General features: G+C 65.3%; 14 protein-coding genes. 8 read left to right on the forward strand and 6 right to left on the reverse strand.

Translation table 11 applies throughout. From position 1 onward, the window contains the following. Nucleotides 1-38 precede the first annotated feature (38 nt). Nucleotides 39-2,600: an ABC transporter permease gene (locus U5709_RS09370; protein ID WP_321973269.1), complete on the forward strand. Its 2,562-nt coding sequence runs from the start codon at nucleotides 39-41 to the stop codon at nucleotides 2,598-2,600. Nucleotides 2,601-2,693: 93 nt separating this feature from the next. Here U5709_RS09370 and U5709_RS09375 read toward each other — a convergent pair whose 3' ends face one another. Next, nucleotides 2,694-3,038: an Hpt domain-containing protein gene (locus U5709_RS09375; protein WP_321970819.1), complete on the reverse strand. Its 345-nt coding sequence runs from the start codon at nucleotides 3,036-3,038 to the stop codon at nucleotides 2,694-2,696. A 66-nt stretch (nucleotides 3,039-3,104) separates the two neighbouring features. Next, entirely contained in the window at nucleotides 3,105-5,006 is a 1,902-nt protein-coding gene (locus U5709_RS09380; RefSeq protein WP_321973270.1) for a diguanylate cyclase, read from the reverse strand. Nucleotides 5,007-5,237: 231 nt separating this feature from the next. Between U5709_RS09380 and U5709_RS09385 the strand changes: the two genes are divergently transcribed. After that, on the forward strand, nucleotides 5,238-6,122 hold the full coding sequence (locus tag U5709_RS09385; protein ID WP_321970817.1) for a methionyl aminopeptidase: 885 nt from the start codon (nucleotides 5,238-5,240) through the stop codon (nucleotides 6,120-6,122). Nucleotides 6,123-6,455: 333 nt separating this feature from the next. On the opposite strand, the gene U5709_RS09390 is transcribed toward U5709_RS09385, so the two are convergent. After that, entirely contained in the window at nucleotides 6,456-7,130 is a 675-nt protein-coding gene (locus U5709_RS09390; protein ID WP_321970816.1) for a histidine phosphatase family protein, read from the reverse strand. 155 nt (nucleotides 7,131-7,285) lie between these two features. On the opposite strand from U5709_RS09390, the gene U5709_RS09395 reads away from it, so the two are divergent. The 3 genes from U5709_RS09395 (at nucleotide 7,286) to U5709_RS09405 (ending at nucleotide 9,325) form a co-directional block, all read left to right on the forward strand. Next, the gene (locus U5709_RS09395) at nucleotides 7,286-8,197 is read left to right on the forward strand and encodes a LysR family transcriptional regulator (protein ID WP_321970815.1); all 912 of its coding nucleotides are present in this window, start codon (nucleotides 7,286-7,288) and stop codon (nucleotides 8,195-8,197) included. Between the two features lie 67 nt (nucleotides 8,198-8,264). After that, the gene (locus U5709_RS09400) at nucleotides 8,265-8,888 is read left to right on the forward strand and encodes a flavodoxin family protein (protein WP_321970814.1); all 624 of its coding nucleotides are present in this window, start codon (nucleotides 8,265-8,267) and stop codon (nucleotides 8,886-8,888) included. Nucleotides 8,889-8,953: 65 nt separating this feature from the next. Then, the gene (locus tag U5709_RS09405; protein WP_321970813.1) at nucleotides 8,954-9,325 is read left to right on the forward strand and encodes a MerR family transcriptional regulator; all 372 of its coding nucleotides are present in this window, start codon (nucleotides 8,954-8,956) and stop codon (nucleotides 9,323-9,325) included. 54 nt (nucleotides 9,326-9,379) lie between these two features. On the opposite strand, the gene U5709_RS09410 is transcribed toward U5709_RS09405, so the two are convergent. Beyond that, nucleotides 9,380-11,626, reverse strand: a complete 2,247-nt coding sequence (locus U5709_RS09410) for an LTA synthase family protein (RefSeq protein WP_321973271.1) — start codon at nucleotides 11,624-11,626, stop codon at nucleotides 9,380-9,382. A gap of 466 nt (nucleotides 11,627-12,092) precedes the next feature. On the opposite strand from U5709_RS09410, the gene U5709_RS09415 reads away from it, so the two are divergent. The 3 genes from U5709_RS09415 to U5709_RS09425 all read left to right on the forward strand — a co-directional run bounded on the left by U5709_RS09415 (nucleotide 12,093) and on the right by U5709_RS09425 (nucleotide 15,856). Beyond that, the gene (locus U5709_RS09415; protein ID WP_321970811.1) at nucleotides 12,093-12,728 is read left to right on the forward strand and encodes a hypothetical protein; all 636 of its coding nucleotides are present in this window, start codon (nucleotides 12,093-12,095) and stop codon (nucleotides 12,726-12,728) included. Nucleotides 12,729-12,898: 170 nt separating this feature from the next. Then, nucleotides 12,899-15,340, forward strand: coding sequence for a glycoside hydrolase family 3 C-terminal domain-containing protein (locus tag U5709_RS09420; protein ID WP_321973272.1), 2,442 nt, complete (start codon nucleotides 12,899-12,901; stop codon nucleotides 15,338-15,340). 21 nt (nucleotides 15,341-15,361) lie between these two features. Continuing rightward, nucleotides 15,362-15,856: a GtrA family protein gene (locus U5709_RS09425; protein WP_321970809.1), complete on the forward strand. Its 495-nt coding sequence runs from the start codon at nucleotides 15,362-15,364 to the stop codon at nucleotides 15,854-15,856. Between the two features lie 113 nt (nucleotides 15,857-15,969). Here the strand turns inward: U5709_RS09425 and U5709_RS09430 are convergent, their stop codons facing one another. Together U5709_RS09430 and U5709_RS09435 are read right to left on the reverse strand one after the other, a co-directional pair. Then, nucleotides 15,970-16,782, reverse strand: a complete 813-nt coding sequence (locus tag U5709_RS09430; protein WP_321970808.1) for an ABC transporter ATP-binding protein — start codon at nucleotides 16,780-16,782, stop codon at nucleotides 15,970-15,972. A gap of 78 nt (nucleotides 16,783-16,860) precedes the next feature. Continuing rightward, a complete protein-coding gene (locus U5709_RS09435) occupies nucleotides 16,861-17,925 on the reverse strand; it encodes a glycosyltransferase family 2 protein (RefSeq protein ID WP_321973273.1) in 1,065 nt (354 codons plus the stop codon). Nucleotides 17,926-18,304 lie beyond the last annotated feature (379 nt).

The following is an 18,304-nucleotide window of genomic DNA, read 5'->3' on the forward strand; positions in this document are numbered from 1 at the left end:
CCCGCTGGCCGCCTCCGAGCTCACCTGGTAGGTGCGCCATGTCTCCCCTGATCAAGCGGCTCCCGCGCGAGCTGTACCGCAACCTGGGCAAGTACGTGGGCATCTTCCTTCTGATGTGCGGCGCCGTCGCCATGACGTCGGGCTTCCTTCTGGCCTGCCACTCCATCAGCGAGCTGATCGTAGGCATGCGCGAGACCTACAACATCGAGGACGGCCGCTTCACCACCACCTTCGAGGCCACGGACGCCCAGCTAGACGCCGCAACCGACGCCGCTGAGCCCGCAGGCGGCGTGACTATCTACAAAAACTACGCCATCGACGCGGACCTCAACAAGGCAGACGGCGACGACGGCACCAACCGCACGCTTCGCACCTACGCGCACCGCACCGAGGTCGACCTCGCCGCCTACGCCGAGGGCGAGGAGCCCGCGGGCACCGACGAGGTGGCCATCGACCGTGTCTTTGCCACCAACAACAACCTGGCCATCGGCGACAGGCTCGAGCTTGAGGGCCGCACCTACACGATCTGCGGCATCCTCACGCTGGCAGACAGCCAGGCGCTCTTCCTCAACAACTCCGACTTCACCGTGAACACGATCACGTTCGGCGTGGCCGAGGTGAGCGAGGCGGGCTTCTCGGCGCTCGAGGAGGCAGGCGGAGCCCCGGCCTACATCTACTCCTTCTGCTTCACCGACCGCGACCTCACCGTGGCCGAGCGCACCGACGCCGAGAAGGACATGGTCTCGGCGCTCACCGACGAGGGCGCGCGCGTGATCGACCTCACCGACGCCGACTCCAACCAGGGCATCTCCTACGCCACCGACGACATCGACGGCGACTCCGCGATCTGGGAGACGCTGCTTTTGATCATCGTGGCCATCATGGCGTTCATCTTCGTGGTGCTGACCTCCGGCACCATCGAGGAGGAGAGCGCGATCATCGGCACGCTGCTGGCAAGCGGCTACCGCCGCCGCGAGGTCGTGGCCCACTACCTGGCGCTGCCCACCATCGTGGGCGCCGTCGCGGCACTTCTGGGCACGGCGCTGGGCACGCAGTTCATGATGGAGCCCATGAAGAACCTCTACTACGGCTCCTACAGCCTGCCGCCCTTCGTGCTCAGCTGGGACTGGAGCATCGTGGCCAAGACCGCCGTTGCGCCCTTCGTGGTTCTCGTGGGCATCACCCTCGTTGGCCTTCTGCGCAAGATGGGCAAAACGCCGCTGCAGTTCCTGCGCCACGAGGCGTCAGGCAAGTCCGGCACCAAGCGCGGCTTCACGCTGCCCGAGTGCATGGGCTTCGTGGCACGCTTCCGCCTGCGCGTCTTCCTTCGCAACCTCGGCAATTTCGTCACGCTGTTTTTGGGCATCGCCTTTGCCGCGCTGCTCATGCTCTTCTCGCTTGGTGTGCTTCCCACCATGCAGCACTACGCCGACAACCTGAAGAACAGCCTTGTGGCCGAGCACCAGTACACGCTGAAGGCTCCGCTTGAGCTCGAGGGCACCTCCGGCGAGCGCGAGACCTGGCAGGCCGTGGCGCGCCTGCAGCAGGTCGACGGCACCAAACTCGACGAGCTCCAGGACGCGGCAGACGCGAGCGATCTGACCGCCCTCTACGAGAAACTCGATGACGTTGCCTCTGACCTGGGCGTTTCTCGCCAAGACGTGCTGGACATGGTCGAGAAGGTCGAGGACATTGACCTTGACGACGAGAACATCCACCCCGTGAACACCACCGACAACGGCGCCTCCAAGATCTCGCAGGCCGAGAAGTACGCCGTCTACACGCTGGAGTACGACCGCGGAGCCGACAACGGCACCGAGACCATCACGGTCTACGGCATCCTTGAGGACTCCGCGTACTGGAAGGACGTCAACGTCGGCGATGGGCGCGTGGTCGTGGGCTCGGGCCTCGTGGACAAGTTCGGCTGGCAGGACGGCGAGAAGATCAGCCTCGACGACAAGTACGAGGGCAAGACGCGCGAGGTCACCTACGCCGGCAGCTCCCGCACCTGGGGCGCCAACTCCAACATGAACCTGTACATGAGCCTGGCCGACTTCAACGAGTTCTTTGGCAACGACGCCGACTACTTCAACGGCTATGCCAGCAACGAGGCTCTGACCTTCGACTCCACCTACTACGCCGGCGACACCACCCCCGACGACATGCAGGCCGTGGGCGACCAGTTCGTAGACATGATGGGCGAGATGCTCGGCACGCTGGTGGGGCTCTCCGTCTTCATCTTCGTGCTATTCATCTATCTGCTGACCAAGGCCGTCATCGACCGCAGCGCCCGCTCCATCAGCTACATGAAGGTCTTCGGCTACCGCGACGGCGAGATCTCCAAGCTCTACGTCCGCTCGATCACCATCTGCGTGGTTGCGTCGCTTGTGCTCAGCATGCCGCTCATCATCGTGGGCCTTAAGGCCATCTTCAAGGCGATGCTCGTGAGCTACAGCGGAAACATCCAGATCTGGGCTCCGGCAAGCGTCATCGCCGAGACCATGGCCGCTGGCTTCGTGAGCTACCTGGTGGTGGCGCTTCTGCACATGCGCTCGATCAGGCGCGTGCCCATGGCAGAGGCCCTGAAGGTCCAGGAGTAGCAGCCGCCAAAAGGTCTGTCCCCAAACCGCTGCAGATTGGGGACTGTCCCCTTTCTGCAGCGGTTTGGGGACTGTCCCCTATTCGCAGGTGGTTTAGGCGCTGAGGGCGGCGACGGTCTTGTCGTACTGCTCCCCGACGGCCGGGAAAAGCTCGGGCGCTCGGCCGATCGTCTCGGCGCCGCGCAGCTCCTCGGTGATCTGGACCGCGGGGCCCGTCAGGTTCGAGAGGCCAAGATTCATGCAGATGCCTTTGAGCGTGTGCGCCGCGAGGAAAGCCGCCTCGGCGTCGCCTTCGGCCAGCGCGGACTTAAGGTTCGCGAAGCTCTGGTCCTGCAGGAACTTCTTGGCGAAGCGCTCGACCAACGCGTCTGAACCCAGGCGCCTCAAAACGTCGTCGTAATCGGCACCGATGCTCTCGTACGTGGCGCGCATATCCATAACAATTGCTCCTATCAAAGGTCGGGCGCGCAAAGGTGCCCGAGCGTTTCTCGATAAATCCAGCCGCTAAAAGGTATCGTCCTCACTCATCAGCTCTGAGGGGGGGGGTAATTCTTTTCCGATATCGGAGCGGATGCGCTCCTGCACGTCGATCAGGCACTGCAGCACAAGCGGGTTGAAGGCGCCGCACTCCCCGTGGATGATCATGTCCATGGCCTTGTCGTGCGAGTACGCGGGCTTGTACACACGCACGCTGGTGAGGGCGTCGTAGACGTCGGCCACGCTGACGACCTGCGCGGATATGGGAATCTCGTCGCCCTTGAGGCCGTCGGGGTAGCCGCGGCCGTCCCAGCGCTCGTGGTGCCATCGGCAGATGGCCTGGGCCGTCTTCATGAGCGGGTCGTCGCGGTACTGGTCGAGGTTCTCGAGCATTTGAGCACCCAGCGCGGCGTGGGTCTTCATGACCGCGAACTCCTCGTCGGTGAGGCGGCCCGGCTTGTTCAGGACCTCGTCCGGGATGGCCATCTTGCCGATGTCGTGCAGCGCGGAGGCCATGGCGACGGTCTGACGCTCGATCTGCGACATGCTGTACTTCTCGCTCTTCTGCGAGAGGCGCTCGAGCAGGATCTCGGTGAAGTTGCGGATATGCAGGATGTGCAGGCCGCTCTCGCCGTTTCGGAGCTCCATGGCGCCGGCCAGGATGTCGACGAGCATGCGGCTCTCGCGCTCGCGCTCGTAGAACTGCTGCTGCAGCATCGAGTTGAGGCGGCGCTGCTTGGCGTAAAGATGCATGATGTTGCTTACGCGATGGCGGACGACGCGGCTGTCGAAGGGGCGCGTGATGTAGTCGGAGGCGCCCAGCTCATAGGCGTTGAGCACCTTCTCCTCGTTGGTCTCGGCGCTGATCATGATGACCGGCACGTCATCGATCCAGCCCTCGCTCGTCATCTTGGAGAGGACACCGAAGCCGCTGATGCCCGGCATGTTGATGTCGAGCAGCACGAGCGACATCTCGTCGCGTCGGTCCTGCAGGATCTCCAGGCACTCCTCGCCGCTGCAGGCCTCGGTGATGTTGTACTCGTCCTCGAGCATGGCGCGCAGGATCTCGCGGTTGATCTCGGCATCGTCGACGATGAGGATGCGCGGGCGATGGTAGTTGGGAAGCGACAGCAGATCGGCCTCGGTGACCACAGAGTCCTTGCGCTCCTTGGCGCGATACATCAGCTTGTCGGCCTGGCGAAGCGCGTCGTCGACGGTGCGTCCGGCTGCCAGCACGCCGCCGATGGACGCGGAGAGCCTCAGCTGCGGATAGCCGCGCACCGTAGCCTGCTCGACCTTCATGGTGAGGAACTTCAGCCGCTTGGAGAAGTCCTCGCCTCCGATGCCGGGCATGATGAGGACGAACTCGTCGCCGCCGTAGCGCACGAGCGAGTCGGAGTCGCGGATACCCGAGAGCATGGCCTGCGAGACGGCCTTAATGGCCAGGTCGCCCACGTGATGGCCGAGCGTGTCGTTGATGAGCTTGAAGTCATCGAGGTCGGCGATGGCCACGCCGGCGTTTAGGTACTGGTGGCGCAGCTTGTCCTCGTAGTAGCGGCGGTTGTAGATGCCGGTGAGGACATCGTGGTAGGCGAGGTCGTCCGAGACGCCCTCGTCCTCCTCGGCGTCCACGGACGAAGCGAAGAGGAGCACGCGCGGCTCGCCGTCGACCTCGATGTAACGGGCGGTCGCGCGGTGATAGGTGTCGCCCATGCGCAGGGAGTTGGTCTTCTCGCCGCCGTGGGCGAGCACGTCGAGGGCGACCTGGCGCATACAAGGACAGTCGGTCCCGCAGAGCAGGCAATGGGAGTCGTTGGCGGCGGTCTGCTCGTCCAGAAGGTTGACGACCGGATAGAGCTCCTTGTAGCGGAGGACCTCCTCGTCGGCCTCTACCTTCGTCATTCGAATAACGTGCTGCTCATCGGCCATGCGCATACCCTTCCCAGCTGCTTTCTCGCGATGGCTGCCGCGGCGCGGCTATGAAACATTTTAGCGCAGCGCGCAGGACACAAATTGATCAAGGTCAAATTTATCGGCTATCGAGGGTGGGCCTCGACCGCTCGCCACGGGCGCCCACAAACGCACCATAGCGGGCGCACGAGCCGCCCGCGCCGCATAGCGACGTGGCATACTCTTGCAGGTGAAGAAAGGAAGTTAACCATGTATGACAACGACTTCGTCCCCGGCCGCAACGACGCCTGCTGGTGCGGCTCCGGCAAGAAATACAAGAAGTGCCACGCCCGCATCGACGAGCGCCTCGACCGCCTCTACCACAACGGCTACGAGGTCCTTCCCCGCGGGCTGCTCAAGACCCCCGAGGACATCGAGGGCATCAAGCGCTCCGCGGACATCAACATCGGCGTGCTCGACTACGTGGCCGAGCACATCCGCGCCGGCGTGACCACGGCCGAGGTGGACCAATGGATCCACGACTACACGGTCCAGCACGGCGGCATTCCCGCCGACCTCAACTACGAGGGCTACCCCAAAAGCGTCTGCACTTCCATCAACGACGTGGTCTGCCACGGCATCCCGAGCGAGGACGACGTGCTGCGCGACGGCGACATCGTGAACGTCGACTGCTCGACCATCCTCGACGGTTACTTCTCGGACTCGAGCCGCATGTTCTGCATCGGCGAGGTCTCGGCGGAGCGCCAGCGGCTCGTCGACGTGACGCGCGAGTCTGTGCAGCGCGGGTTGGAGCAGGTGCGCGCCTGGAACACGCTGGGCGATGTCGCACACGCGGTCCAAACGTGCGTCGAGGATGCGGGCTTCAACGTGGTCCGCGAGTTCGGCGGCCACGGTATCGGCCTCGAGTTCCACGAGGACCCGTTCGTCGGCTTCGTGGGCGAGCCGGGCGAGGGCGTCGTCCTCGCGCCGGGCATGTGCTTCACCATCGAGCCCATGGTGAACGCCGGCGCCCCCGACATCGACATGAACGACCCGAACGGCTGGACCGTGCGCACCAAGGACGGCTCGGATTCGGCCCAGTGGGAGGTCCAGCTCGTCGTGACCGAGGACGGCTACGAGCTTTTGAGCTGGTAGGACGCATAATCGCACGCAAAACCTATTGTCATCCGCATAAAACCGATTCCGGCGCACGGCGCCGCCGTCCGCAGGCCCGTCATGCGGTCTCGGCAGCAAAAAAAACAGGGATGGCGGCAGTTTTCCGCCCGCGGCCCGTGTAGACGAATTTCGAGCAAGCAGTTTACCTGCGGTTTTGTCGAGCGCAAAGCAAGGTCTACTCAGGAGGTCCGCGAAAAACTGCCGCCATCCCCGTTATTTTGCAGCCGGCCGGCCCAAGAGCGCCCAGCGGACCGTGATCTGTCCCCTTTCTGCAGCGGTTTGGGGACTGTCCCCTTTCTGCAGGCGAGGGATTTAGGGGCGCAGGACGTCGACGAGGCGGAAACGGGCGGCTGCCGCGGCCACATCGGCGGGCATCGGTGCGCCCAGGGCATCGGTCGCGCCCGCCTCGGCGCGGGCGCCCTCGTCCCACTCGTAGACGGCGCACACGCAGTTTCCCCAGCCGGCGGCGAGCACCTCAGCCGCGTTCTTCTCGACGGCGCGCAGGAAGTTGTAGGTGGCGCCGCCGTGGCTCACCACGAAGACGGAGTCGCCCGCCTCCGAGGCGGCCATGCGGTCGTCGAGCGCGAGCGCGAGCCGGTCGCGCACGGCGTCGGAGGACTCCCCGCCGAACTGCAGGTAATACGTGCGGCAAGCCTCGGGATCGCCCTTCGATAGGGTCTCGGGCAGGCCCTCGAGCTGGCCGAAGAACATCTCCTTGACGCGCCGATCGCGCTCGTAGGGGGCGTCCGCATCGGCGAGCCCCGCGGCGGCGAGCTCGGCGCGGACGATCTCGAGCGTGTCGGAGCATCGCTCGGCCGTGGAGCACGCGAACGACGCCGGCCGCACGCCTCGCTCGGCAAGAAGCGCGCCTGCCCGCTTGGCCTGCTCGCGGCCCTCGTCGGTGAGCGGGGAATCGAACCAGCCCTGGATCCGCTTCTGTGCGTTCAGCATGGTCTGGCCATGGCGCATGAGGTAGAGGGTCTTCATCGACGTGCCTTTCTCTCGACTTCGCTCTTTGCGGTTTCGATTATCGCTGGCGGGGCAGCAAATAACAAAGACTTATGTTGCATACTGTTGCATGAAGACTTCTTATGGTTGCGAAATCACCGCCGCCGCAGGCAAAAGCCAAGGAGATGAACCCCATGGATATCCGAGTGATGCGCTCGTTCATCACAATCGCGCAGGTAGGGAGCGTGACGGGCGCCGCTGAGGAGCTGCACGTGAGCCAACCCGCCCTCTCGCGCCAGATGATCGACCTCGAGCGCGAGCTCGGCCGCGAGCTCCTCGACCGCTCGGGCCGCCGCATTACCCTCACGGCCGACGGGCAGCTCTTCCTCAGCCGCGCGCGCGAGGTCGTCGGACTCTTCGACAAGACCTCCGAGGAGTTCCGCGCGGGCACGCTCGTCGGCGGCGACATCCACATCGGCGCGAGCGAGACGCAGGCCATGTGCTTTATCGGTATGGCCGCGGCCCGTCTCGCGCGCACCCACCCCGACGTGCACCTGCATCTCCACAGCGAGGACTCAGACGCCGTGACCGAGCATCTGGAACACGGCCTCTACGACTTCGGGGTGATGGTCGGGCCCGCCCGCACGGAGGTGTTCCGGACGCTCGCCCTGCCGCGCCCCGACGTGTGGGGTGTCCTTGTACCCGCCGAGGACGACCTCGCCAGCCGCGACGTCGCGACGCCCGATGATCTGGCGGCGCGCCCGCTCATCGTCCCCGAGAAGAGAATCGCCCAGAACCGCCTCGCCGACTGGTTCGGGCAGGCGCGGCCCGAGCTTTCGCCGCGCGCCACCTACAACCTGCTCTTCAATGCGTCGCTGCTCGTTCGCGAGGGCGTGGGCGCGGCCCTCTGCCTCGGCGGCATCGTGGCGCCCGGGAGCGAGACGAGCCTCGCGTTCGTGCCCCTCTCCCCTGCCCTGACTTCGCAGGTGGAGCTCGTGTGGAGCCGCTCCCACGAACTCGCCCCGGCGGGAAAGGCGCTGCTCGGCGCAGTGAGGGAACTGGTCAATCCGACTGAGCTGGCGGCAGAGGTCCGCGCACGGCCGTAGAATACAAACGTCTGGAACCCGCGCCGCGGCCTGAGGGGGCCGCGCGCACAAGCGAGAGGAAAAACGCATGAAGGTCATGCTCGTCAACGGCAGCCCGCACAAGGACGGCTGCGTCAACCGCGCCCTCGAGGAGGTCGCCCGCACACTTGAGGAGGAGGGCGTCGAGGCCGAGATCTTCTGGATCGGCAACAAGCCCGTGGGCGGCTGCGTAGCCTGCGGAGGCTGCGCCAAGCTCGGCCGCTGCGTCCACGACGATGCGGTCAACGAGTTCGCGGCCAAGGCCGCCGACGCCGACGGCTTCATCTTCGGCGGCGCCGTCCACTACGCGCACGCCGCGGGGTCGCTTCTCGGCTTCATGGACCGCCTCTTCTACTCCGGCTTCGGCAAGAAACACGCCCACCAGCCCGCGGCCGCCGTCACCTCGGCCCGCCGCGCCGGCACCACCGCCGCTCTCGACGACATCCAGAAGTTCTTCACCATCAGCCAGATGCCCATCGTGAGTTCGCGCTACTGGAACAACGTCCACGGCACGAGCGCCGCCGAGGTCGAGCAGGACGTCGAGGGCCTGCTCACCATGCGAATCCTGGGCCGCAACATGGCCTGGATGCTCAAGTGCATCGAGGCGGGCCGCGCCGCGGGCATCGAGGCGCCCGTGACCGAAACCGGCCCGAGCACGAACTTCATCCACTAAGCGAGCAAACCGCGAGACGAGGCGAAGGGGGCCGCCCCTTCGCCTCGCCCACGAGAGGACGTGCCATGAGAATCGCCGAGGTCTCCGAGAAGTACGGCATCAGCGCCGACACCCTGCGCTACTACGAGCGGATCGGGCTTCTTCCCCGCGTGCACCGCAACGCGAGCGGCATGCGCGACTACGACGAGAACGACCTCGGCCGCGTCGAGTTCGTCAAGTGCATGCGCGGCGCGAACGTGTCCATCGAGTCGCTCATCGAGTACATGCAGCTGTTCGACGAGGGCGAATCGACCTACGAGGCCCGCCGCCAGATCCTCATCGAGGAGCGGGAACGGGCCCAGGAGCGCCTGGCCGAGATTCAGGACGGCCTCGACCGCCTGAACAAAAAGATCGCCTGGTACGAAGGCCTTATCGGCAGCAGCTCCCGAGAAGACTAGCGCCCTTGCGTTCGAGCGGGGCGCGCGGCGGCGTCGCCCGGCCGTGCCGCGCCCCTATTCGTTGGCCTTGTCCTGCAGCTTCGTCGCGTAGACGTCCTTGCCGTCCCCAAAGAGATTGAGGTACTGCAGGGTCGCGAGGTCGGAGCGGGCCTGCTCGGTGCCCGAGACGCCCGAATCGTCGCTCGGGAAGTGCCAGCCGCCGAGGGCGTCGCGGTACCCGGCGATATCGATGGCGGGGAGCACTTCTCGCAGGCAAAGGCGGGCCTTCTGGAAGTCGGACAGCGGCGCGCCGATGAGCTCCATGAACGACGAGCCGAGCGCGCTCGAATCGAGGTCGACCACCTCGCTCACCTGCTCGTTGCCCGCCACGTCGTAGTTCGCCCAGATGATGTAGTTGGTCTGGTAGATGCGCTGCTGGTGCTCGTTGCTCTCCTCGTCCGTCGCGAACCGGCTGTTGTGCTCGACGGTCATGTAGGGCTGATGGTCACCGAAGAACACCACGACGACCTTGCGGTCGAGCTTTGAGAGCGCCTCGAGGAAGTCGGCGAGCGCCTGGTCGGACTTGGCGACGCTCGCCGCATACTCGTCGATCAGCGGGTCGTCCGTGCCGTCGGCCAAGGTGTAGTTAATAAGTTCGTCCTCCGGAATCAGGCCCGTGTCGTAGCCTGAGTGGTTCTGCATGGTCACGTCGAAAATAAACTGCGGGTCAGAATCGGTATTTAGCAGGTCAAGGATCTTGTCGTACGTAGCAGCGTCGCTCACGTGGCCGCGGTACTCCTCGCTTTCGGAGAAGTCGGAGAGCGACAAGAACTCGTCGAAGCCGAAGATCTCGTAGACATTCTCGCGATTCCAGTTCTGGCGGTTGTACGGGTGCATGGCCAGCGTGTCGTACCCGAGGCCCTTGAAGAGCCGCGCGAGGTTGTCTGTGCGCCCCATGTTGTAGGTGTTGTAGGGATAGACGCCGACGCCCAGGTTAGCCGTGGAGTTGCCGGTGAGGAACTCGAACTCGGTGTTCGTCGTGCCGCCGCCGTTGACCGGGACGTAGAGCACGCCGCGCTGGAGGCAATCCGCGATGGATTTGAAGTAGGTCGGGCCCTGGTAGTTCTCGTCCATCCAGTCGAAGATGGAAAGGTCGGAGAAGGTCTCGTTCATGACGGCCACGACGCAGGGCTTCTCGGCATCGAACTGGGCGGCAGCGGCGGCGCGAGACTCCGACGCGCCGAGCCCGAGGTCCTCCTCGTAGCTGGCGGCGTATTGCGCGAGCAGGCCCTTGGCGGCTGCTGGGTCGTAACCCTCGGGAGCGTACGGAATCATGCCCTGAAAAGCCGAGATGAACGTCGGCAGGTAGGCCTGCTGAGTATAACTGTCGGCCGTGTACCAGGCGCTCACCGTGATGCCGTACTCCTCCGCGTAGTCCACCCCGGTCACATTGGAGGCGACCGCGGCGATAAGCGCGAGGCCTACGGCAAGGTTGGCGAGCACGCCCAACGGGCGCAAGGTGAGGGGGGGGGTCGCGGCAGGGCCGGCGGCTGCAGCGGCGGGCGACGGGCAGCTCTGCCCGGCAACGCTCAACTTGGAATGCGAGACGAGGCAGAGTAAGGTCATCGAGACGACGCACGAGGCCAAGGCCCACAGGCAATGCGACGAGAGAACGTAGGTGTAGCCGTCGGCGACGGTGGCCGCGGTGCTCACGGCGAAGAGGTCGCCCGGCTGCAGCGGCTGGCTCTTGAACATAAAGACGAAGTACTCGGCGATGCCGAACCCCGTGCAGGTCAGGGGCACCAAAGCAGCGAGAAACCCGCGTCGCTGCCCAATGAAGTAGAGCGCGACGGCGACCGCGGCGACAAGCGCCCACTCTATGAAGAGGGTCAAGGGGTTAACCTGCGCAAGGTCGTGGTTGTGGGGCAGCTCGAGCGCGAGGACCGCGAAGACGGCGGCCGCGAACACCATGATGAGGTCAACGGGGAGGCTCGCCGCGCGATACGCCGCCGACTCGCCTTCCCCGGAGATGCCGCGCATGCAGCGGGCGAACCTGCGTCGCGATAGCGCGAGATGGGCCATAAGCATGCAAGCGGCGCCGAGGCCGACCACGGAGACCATGAGCTCGGAGCCGTCTCCCCATTCGAGGAGGCCCTGCTTGCACCATGCGAAAACGAATACCTGGGCCGCGACGGGGGCGAGCGCCCACAGAAGGTCAATCACGTGGAAGTCGTGCTCGGCTGCCACGGCACGCAGGACGTCGAGGACGGCGACGAGGCAGGTGCACGCGAGGCACACGCTGCAGATGGTTGTTATATCCATGTATAGGCACCTGTTCAGGGTCATTTTGCTAATTGATTAATTATAGGGCAGAAAGACAGTCTCTTCGTCTTATTTGCACTCTGTCCGCACGCCTGCAGTTTGGGGACAGTCCCCAAATTGCAGGCGAACCACCATTTCAAGCAACTCGTCCAACGGTTCGGCGACGGGGCCGCAGCGACCACGCGCGTGCAAAAAAGGTGACTGTCCCCAAATTGCAGGCGTCCGCAAAACAACAGGTGCCTGAAGGAATTGTGTGCACACGGGAAGAATTCGGTAAGAACTCCAAAGAGGCGCCGCACGCGGGCAAATCGTAGCCGCTTGCCGACGAAGCGCTCGTGAAGCGCGGGCAAAAACCACCCTTTACCTGCACGGGAAGATTCCAGTAAGAATTCGGGAAGACACCGGCGCCGCGCGGCGCGCTAACGTGCATGGCCACATCAAACCTAGGCGAGAGGAGCCGTGCATAATGAGCATCTATTTTCCCGAGGCCCATGTGGCCGTCGAGGTCATCCCGGAGCCCGAAGGCCTGCCGCAGGCACAGTGCCCGCCGGACACCGTGCGCCTCTATGTGAGCGAGGAGCAGGTAAGCGACCCGATGATCGTCGAGGCCCTGGGCGACCTCGTGCATCAGCGCGAGAAGAAGCTCAACCGCGAGCGCAGGGCCAAGGTGTGCTCCGCGCCACTCGACCCGGCCTTCGCGGGCGTCGCCACCCCGGATTGGCGCGGCCACAAGGCATCCCCCCTCGACGGCTCGGCGGCAGGTGCGACCGAGTGCGATCGCCGCGGCGAAGACCGCCCGCCGGCCGAGGACGAGGCGCGCAGCCCCGAGGAGCTTATCGAGGACCTTCTCGACGCGCAGGACGAGCTGGCCGCGTCGCTCGCCGAACTCACAGGCGAGCTGCTCATATCACCCGATCTCGATTGCTTCGAAGGGGATGACGAGGATGAGGACGAGACGGACACCTACGACGACCTCGGCGCCTACGACTCTTGGTTCCAGGATTGGTTGGACGAGCTCTGCTGTGCCCGCACGCGCAGCATGCGTAGGCCGGGGCGCGAGATCAACATCGGCGGCTGCAGGAACCTGTACCTAAGCGTTTAGAGAACCCGAACAGGGCACAACGCGAAGGCGGCGCCCGCCTGCCGGCGACTCGGCGGGCGGGCGCGAGAGCCAATCGTGTCATGTTTTCGGCCGATTGTGACGTCAGCGACGGCCTCGGGCGCCCCGCGCCGTAGCATCATGGGAACAAGCACCCGCAAAAGGAGTCCCCCATGAGGCACAAAGAAATCATCGACGAGCTCTCGCTCGAGGAGAAGTGCGCCCTGCTGCAGGGAGCGACGGCGTTCGGCTCTTGGCAAAACGAGCGCGCCGGCATCCCGTCCGTGCAGTTCTCCGACGGCCCCAACGGCGTCCGCCACCAAGCCGGCGCAGCTGACCACCTGGGCCTCAACGGCTCGGAGCCCGCCACCTGCTTCCCGACCGCGGTAACCGTGGCCAACAGCTGGGACGAGGCGCTCGCCGAGCGCGTGGGCGAGGCCATGGGCGCCGAGGCGGCGAGCCAGGGCGTCGACGTGCTCCTCGGGCCCGGCCTTTGCATCAAGCGAAACCCTCTCTGCGGCCGAAACTTCGAGTACTTCTCCGAGGACCCGCTCGTGGCCGGCAAGATGGCTGCCGCCTACGTGCGCGGCATCCAGGAAAACGGCATCGCCGCCTGCCCCAAGCACTTCGCCGTGAACTCGCAGGAGACGCGCCGTCAGGCCTCCAACTCCATCGTGGACGAGCGCACCCTGCGCGAAATCTACCTCGCCGGCTTCGAGACCGTGGTCCGCCACTCCGCGCCGAAGACCATAATGAGCTCCTACAACCTGGTCAACGGCACCTACGCGAACGAGAACGAGCACCTGCTCAAGGGTATACTCCGCGACGAGTGGGGCTTCGGGGGCGCCGTCGTCACCGACTGGGGCGGCTCGAACGACCATGCCGCGGGCGTGGCCGTCGGCTCCACGTTCGAGATGCCCGCGCCGGGGCTGGGGTCGGTCCGCGAGCTTCTTGCCGCCGTGGCGGCCGGCACGCTCTCAGAGGCCGACATCGACGAGCGCGTGGACGAGGTCATCGAGCTCGCCAGTACGGTGCACCCCGCCGTCCTCGCCGCGCCGTCGAGCTTCGACGCGGAGGCGCACCACGCGTTGGCGCGCGAGGCCGCGACCGAGGGCTGTGTGCTGCTCAAGAACGACCCCACGGCCGGCGGATCTCCCCTGCTGCCGCTCGCTGCGGGCACGGGCGTCGCGCTTATCGGCGACTTCGCCAAGACCCCCCGCTACCAGGGCGCCGGGTCCTCCGCCGTCAACTCCACTAAGGTGGACTCGCTGCTCGACCTTATCGGCGAGACGAGCCTCGACTTCAAGGGCTACGAGCCCGGCTTCGAACGTCACGGCGGCAATAACGACCAGCTCAAGAACGCCGCCTTAAAGCTCGCGAAGGCCGCCGACGTCGCGATCCTGGCCTTGGCCTTGGACGAGATCGCGGAGTCCGAGGGCGCAGACCGCACGGGCATGGCGCTCAACGACAACCAAGTCGAGCTTCTGCGAGACGTGACCGCCGTCAACCCCAACGTCGTCGTGCTCCTGTCCGCCGGTTCCTGCGTGGAATCCGACTGGATGTCCGACGCGCCCGCCGTCCTCTACTGCGCGCTCGGCGGCCAGGCGGGCGCCGGCGCCGCGCTCGACATCGTTACCGGCAACGTCTGCCCCTCCGGCAAACTCACCGAGACCTGGCCACGTCGCTTGGCGGACGTCCCCTCTTCTGCTGCCTTCCCCTCCGACGAGAAGCAAGCGCAGTACCGCGAGGGCATCTACGTCGGCTACCGCTACTTCGATACGGCCGGCGTCGACGTCGCCTTCCCCTTCGGCCACGGCCTCTCCTACACGACCTTTGCCTACGGGAACCTCGAAGCGAGTGAGCGCGACGTCACCTTTACCGTGACGAACACCGGCAAGGTGGCCGGTGCCGAGGTGGCGCAGGTGTACGTGGCCAAGCCGGAGCACGAGGTGTTCCGCGCGGCGCAGGAGCTCGCGGGGTTCGCCCGCATCGAGCTCGCTCCCGGCGAGTCGAAGGTCGTGACGATACCCCTGACCAGCCGTTCGTTCGCGTATTTCAACACGCAGACCAACGCATGGGAAACCGAGGGCGGCGAGTACGAGCTGCGTGTCTCCGCGAGCAGCCGCGACGTTCGCCTGATCGCCCGCGTGACGCTCGAGGGAACGGGGGCGCCGAACCCCTACGCGGGGCGCGACGTTTCGGCCTACGAGTCGGCCGACGTCCTGTCCGTCTCGGATGCCTCCTTCAAGGCGCTTCTAGGCCACGCGATACCCGCCGAGGGTGCCGCGATCGGACGCAACATGTGCTTCCGCGACCTTAACCACGGCCGCTCCCCCATCTTCTGGATCGTCTGGCTCGTGCTCAAGGGCATCAAGAGCCGCGCCGACAAGGCGGGCAAGCCCAACCTCAACGTCCTCTTCATCTGGAACATGCCTCTGCGCGCTCTCGCCAAGATGACCAACGGCATGGTCAACATGCGTATGGTCGACGCCCTCGTCATGGAGATCCGCGGCTTCTGGATCATCGGCATCCTGCGCTTCATCGTCGAGTTTGTCGTCAACCTCATTCAGAACGCCATCCTGTCCAGCAAAATCGCATCCGCATCAAAGAAGTAACGATACACGGGAGGAAACGTCATGAGCTTCAAGCAGTGGACCGAGGAGCACCAGGGAGTCTGGGAGTTCGTCAAGTTCAACGTGTTATCGAACATCTCGACCATTACGCGCATCGTGTGCGCCGCGGCCGGCGCCGCCATCTTCGTGAACGCGCTCGGGCTCACCCAGCCGTTCAAGTTCCTTATCTTCAACTACTCCGACCCCGGCACGAACGGTCTCGGCGGCTTCCTCACCTTCCTCGTAGCTGAGGTCTTGGCGCAGGTCGTCAACTTCTTCGTGCAGATGAAGTGGGTCTTCAAGTCGAGCAACGGCTACGGCGACGCAGCGTGGAAGTACGCGATTCTCGCCGTGCTCATCGTGGTCGTCAACCTCGTGCTTCCCGGCTACGTGACGAGCTTCTGCCAGAACAGCTTCGGCATGGACGCCGCGCTCTCGAGCACCATCGCGTCCGTCGCCAACACCCTGCTCGCCGTCGTGGTGAGCTTCCCCCTCCTCAAGTTCTGGATCGCCAAGTAAGCTTCACCTGCAATTTGGGGACTGTCCCCAAACCGCTGCGGTTTGGGGACAGTCCCCTTTCCGCTGCAATTTGGGGACAGTCCTTTGGCCGCACCTGGTGACGGCCCGCGTCCCTAGTACCGGCCGCGCAGGGAGTACCAGCCGTCGTTCTCGCCGACGACCAGCGGCACGTCGAAGAGGTCGGACAGCACGTCGTCGCGCAGCATATCGGACTTCTTGCCGTCGGCAAAGATGCTCGCGTCCTTAATGAGCAGCACGCGGTCGATGGCCGGGATGATGTCTTCGGGGTAGTGGGTCACGAGGACGAGGGAGCGGCCCTCGTCGGCGAGCGTGCGCATGGTGTCGCGCACGTGGTACATGCCCTCCGGGTCGAGGCCGGTGCACGGCTCGTCGAAGACGAGCACCTGCGGGTCGCGCACGAGCTCGCGCGCCACGAGAACGCGGCGCACCTGACCGGTCGACATCGTCATGATGTCCTGCTCGGCCAGGTCGGCGATGCCGAGGCGCTCGAGGGCGTCCATGCCGGTGGCGCGGTGCGCCTCGGTGACCTCGCCGCGCATGGGCAGCCCCAGCGTGCCGAAGATGCCGCCGACGACGATCTCGAGGGCCGGCAGATGGACGCGAACCTGCTCATGCATGGTGGAGCTCACCACGCCGAGGGTGGAGCGAATGTCGGAGAGAAGCGGTCGGGCGGCGCCGCGGAAGCGCACGGGAGCCTCGTCGCGGTAGAGCGGCATTATCTCGCGCGTGAGCAGCTGGATAAAGGTTGATTTGCCGGCTCCGTTAGGGCCGAGCAGCGCCACGTGCTCCCCTGCCGCGAGCTCGAAGTGGTCGACCGCGAGGATCGTGCGGTCGCTTCTTACCACCTGGGCGTCGTTGATCTCGAAGAGGGGCGCCTCGGCGCGCGCCGCCGTTGTGTCTGCCATGAGCAGGGCCTTTCTTTGCTTTGGTTCATTGCCTTTCGCATGCTTAGCGATTACCAACTATACACGCGCCGCGCGCGACTACGCGAAGACCCAGGCATGCTGCAGCTTGTAGTTAACGAAGAAGAGCGCGAGGTCCACCACGACCTTCGTGGGCACGGCCGGCGTGCCGAACACGCCCGTGAGCACTGTCGTGCCGGCGGCGCTCGCGCACATGATGCCCGTGGCCAAAACGGCGTAGCGCACGACGCGAACAGCTGACGAATCGGCGCCGAAGACGCGCCGGCGGTTGACAGCGAAGTTCGCGCCAGCCGAGACGACGCGGGCGGCAACCGTGGCCACGCTCACCGCGGCAACACCGATACCGGCCGCGCCGAATACCTGCATGAGCAGCGCGAACAGAACGATGTCGAGCGCATAGCACCCGACCGACGTGAGCGTGCACTTAATAAAGAGCTCAACCATCACCCCGAGGATCCGGGCCGTGTCGCGCAACGGGTCGAAGTGCGTCTCGGGGCTGTTCGGGTCCGCCACGTAGCTGATGGGCACCGCGAGGATGTCAATCTTGGCCTCGCGGGCTTCGCAAAGAAGCGCGCACTCGAACTCGAAGCCGTTCGCGGGTTCGCTGATGAGGTCGCGCGCGAAGGCCATAGGGAGCGCCCGAAGGCCGCTCTGCGTGTCGCGCACATCGACGCCGCAGAAAAAACGGATGGCCAGGCACGTGAACGTGTTATAGGCGCAGGTCGCCCGGGGCACCGCGGCATGCGTGAAGTCGCGGACGCCGACGTGCACGGCGGCCTGATCGGCGATTAGGGCCGAAGCGACGGCGAGGACATCCACGGGCATGTGGCGCCCATCGCAGTCGCAGGTCACGACGCCGAGGGCTTCCGGCCAGAGCTCCGCGGCGCGGGCGAACCCGGTCTTGAGGGCGGCGCCCTTTCCACGCGTGCGGGGGTGGGAGACGACCTCGCAGCCGAGGTCTCGGCACTTATCGAAAATATGGGCGCAGCCGTGGCGGCTCCCGTCGTCCACGATGACGATGCCGCCTTGCCATCGACCGTAGAGGCCGATCAAAAGCTCGACCAAGCGTGCGTCGGGGTCGAGCGCGGGGACAACGAGCACGACGTTCTCAACGGCTTCGGCCATGCGCTCTCCTCTCGGACCTTACATTTTCCTTAACGCGACAGTATAACGGCGAAGACCCTCCAGCGGCGACTTGCCGGAAGGTTAGCGACGGAGGCCTTCGAGTGGTGACTAGCTCGGGCTGCATGCGCGTGAGCGCGGCGAGAAGGGCGTCGAAACATGGAGCCGAGGATTCCTTGCCCGGCACGATGTGCGGCCCGCGTCTGTCACCAATTGCAGGCCGGGCGGCGGCGCGAGCCCGCGGCGCCAAGAAAACGCGGCGGCTTGGTCGAATCGGGCCCGCGGCGCCAAGAAAACGCGGCGGCTTGGTCGAATTGGGACCAAGCGGACCGTTTTCTTGGCAAACAGGCCGCAAACCGACCAAGCGGAGCCGTTATCTTGG

Origin of the sequence: Paratractidigestivibacter sp., assembly GCF_963660155.1 — a bacterium.
GTDB lineage: Bacteria > Actinomycetota > Coriobacteriia > Coriobacteriales > Atopobiaceae > Paratractidigestivibacter.

Bases quoted from the DNA above. Each gene is read 5' to 3' on its own strand.
- U5709_RS09435 (WP_321973273.1), bottom strand. From the start codon at position 17,925: ATGGCCGAAGCCGTTGAGAACGTCGTGCTCGTTGTCCCCGCGCTCGAC.
- U5709_RS09380 (WP_321973270.1), bottom strand. From the start codon at position 5,006: ATGGCCGATGAGCAGCACGTTATTCGAATGACGAAGGTAGAGGCCGAC.
- U5709_RS09395 (WP_321970815.1), top strand. From the start codon at position 7,286: ATGGATATCCGAGTGATGCGCTCGTTCATCACAATCGCGCAGGTAGGG.
- U5709_RS09410 (WP_321973271.1), bottom strand. From the start codon at position 11,626: ATGGATATAACAACCATCTGCAGCGTGTGCCTCGCGTGCACCTGCCTC.
- U5709_RS09425 (WP_321970809.1), top strand. From the start codon at position 15,362: ATGAGCTTCAAGCAGTGGACCGAGGAGCACCAGGGAGTCTGGGAGTTC.
- U5709_RS09405 (WP_321970813.1), top strand. From the start codon at position 8,954: ATGAGAATCGCCGAGGTCTCCGAGAAGTACGGCATCAGCGCCGACACC.
- U5709_RS09430 (WP_321970808.1), bottom strand. From the start codon at position 16,782: ATGGCAGACACAACGGCGGCGCGCGCCGAGGCGCCCCTCTTCGAGATC.
- U5709_RS09390 (WP_321970816.1), bottom strand. From the start codon at position 7,130: ATGAAGACCCTCTACCTCATGCGCCATGGCCAGACCATGCTGAACGCA.
- U5709_RS09400 (WP_321970814.1), top strand. From the start codon at position 8,265: ATGAAGGTCATGCTCGTCAACGGCAGCCCGCACAAGGACGGCTGCGTC.
- U5709_RS09375 (WP_321970819.1), bottom strand. From the start codon at position 3,038: ATGGATATGCGCGCCACGTACGAGAGCATCGGTGCCGATTACGACGAC.
- U5709_RS09415 (WP_321970811.1), top strand. From the start codon at position 12,093: ATGAGCATCTATTTTCCCGAGGCCCATGTGGCCGTCGAGGTCATCCCG.
- U5709_RS09370 (WP_321973269.1), top strand. From the start codon at position 39: ATGTCTCCCCTGATCAAGCGGCTCCCGCGCGAGCTGTACCGCAACCTG.
- U5709_RS09385 (WP_321970817.1), top strand. From the start codon at position 5,238: ATGTATGACAACGACTTCGTCCCCGGCCGCAACGACGCCTGCTGGTGC.
- U5709_RS09420 (WP_321973272.1), top strand. From the start codon at position 12,899: ATGAGGCACAAAGAAATCATCGACGAGCTCTCGCTCGAGGAGAAGTGC.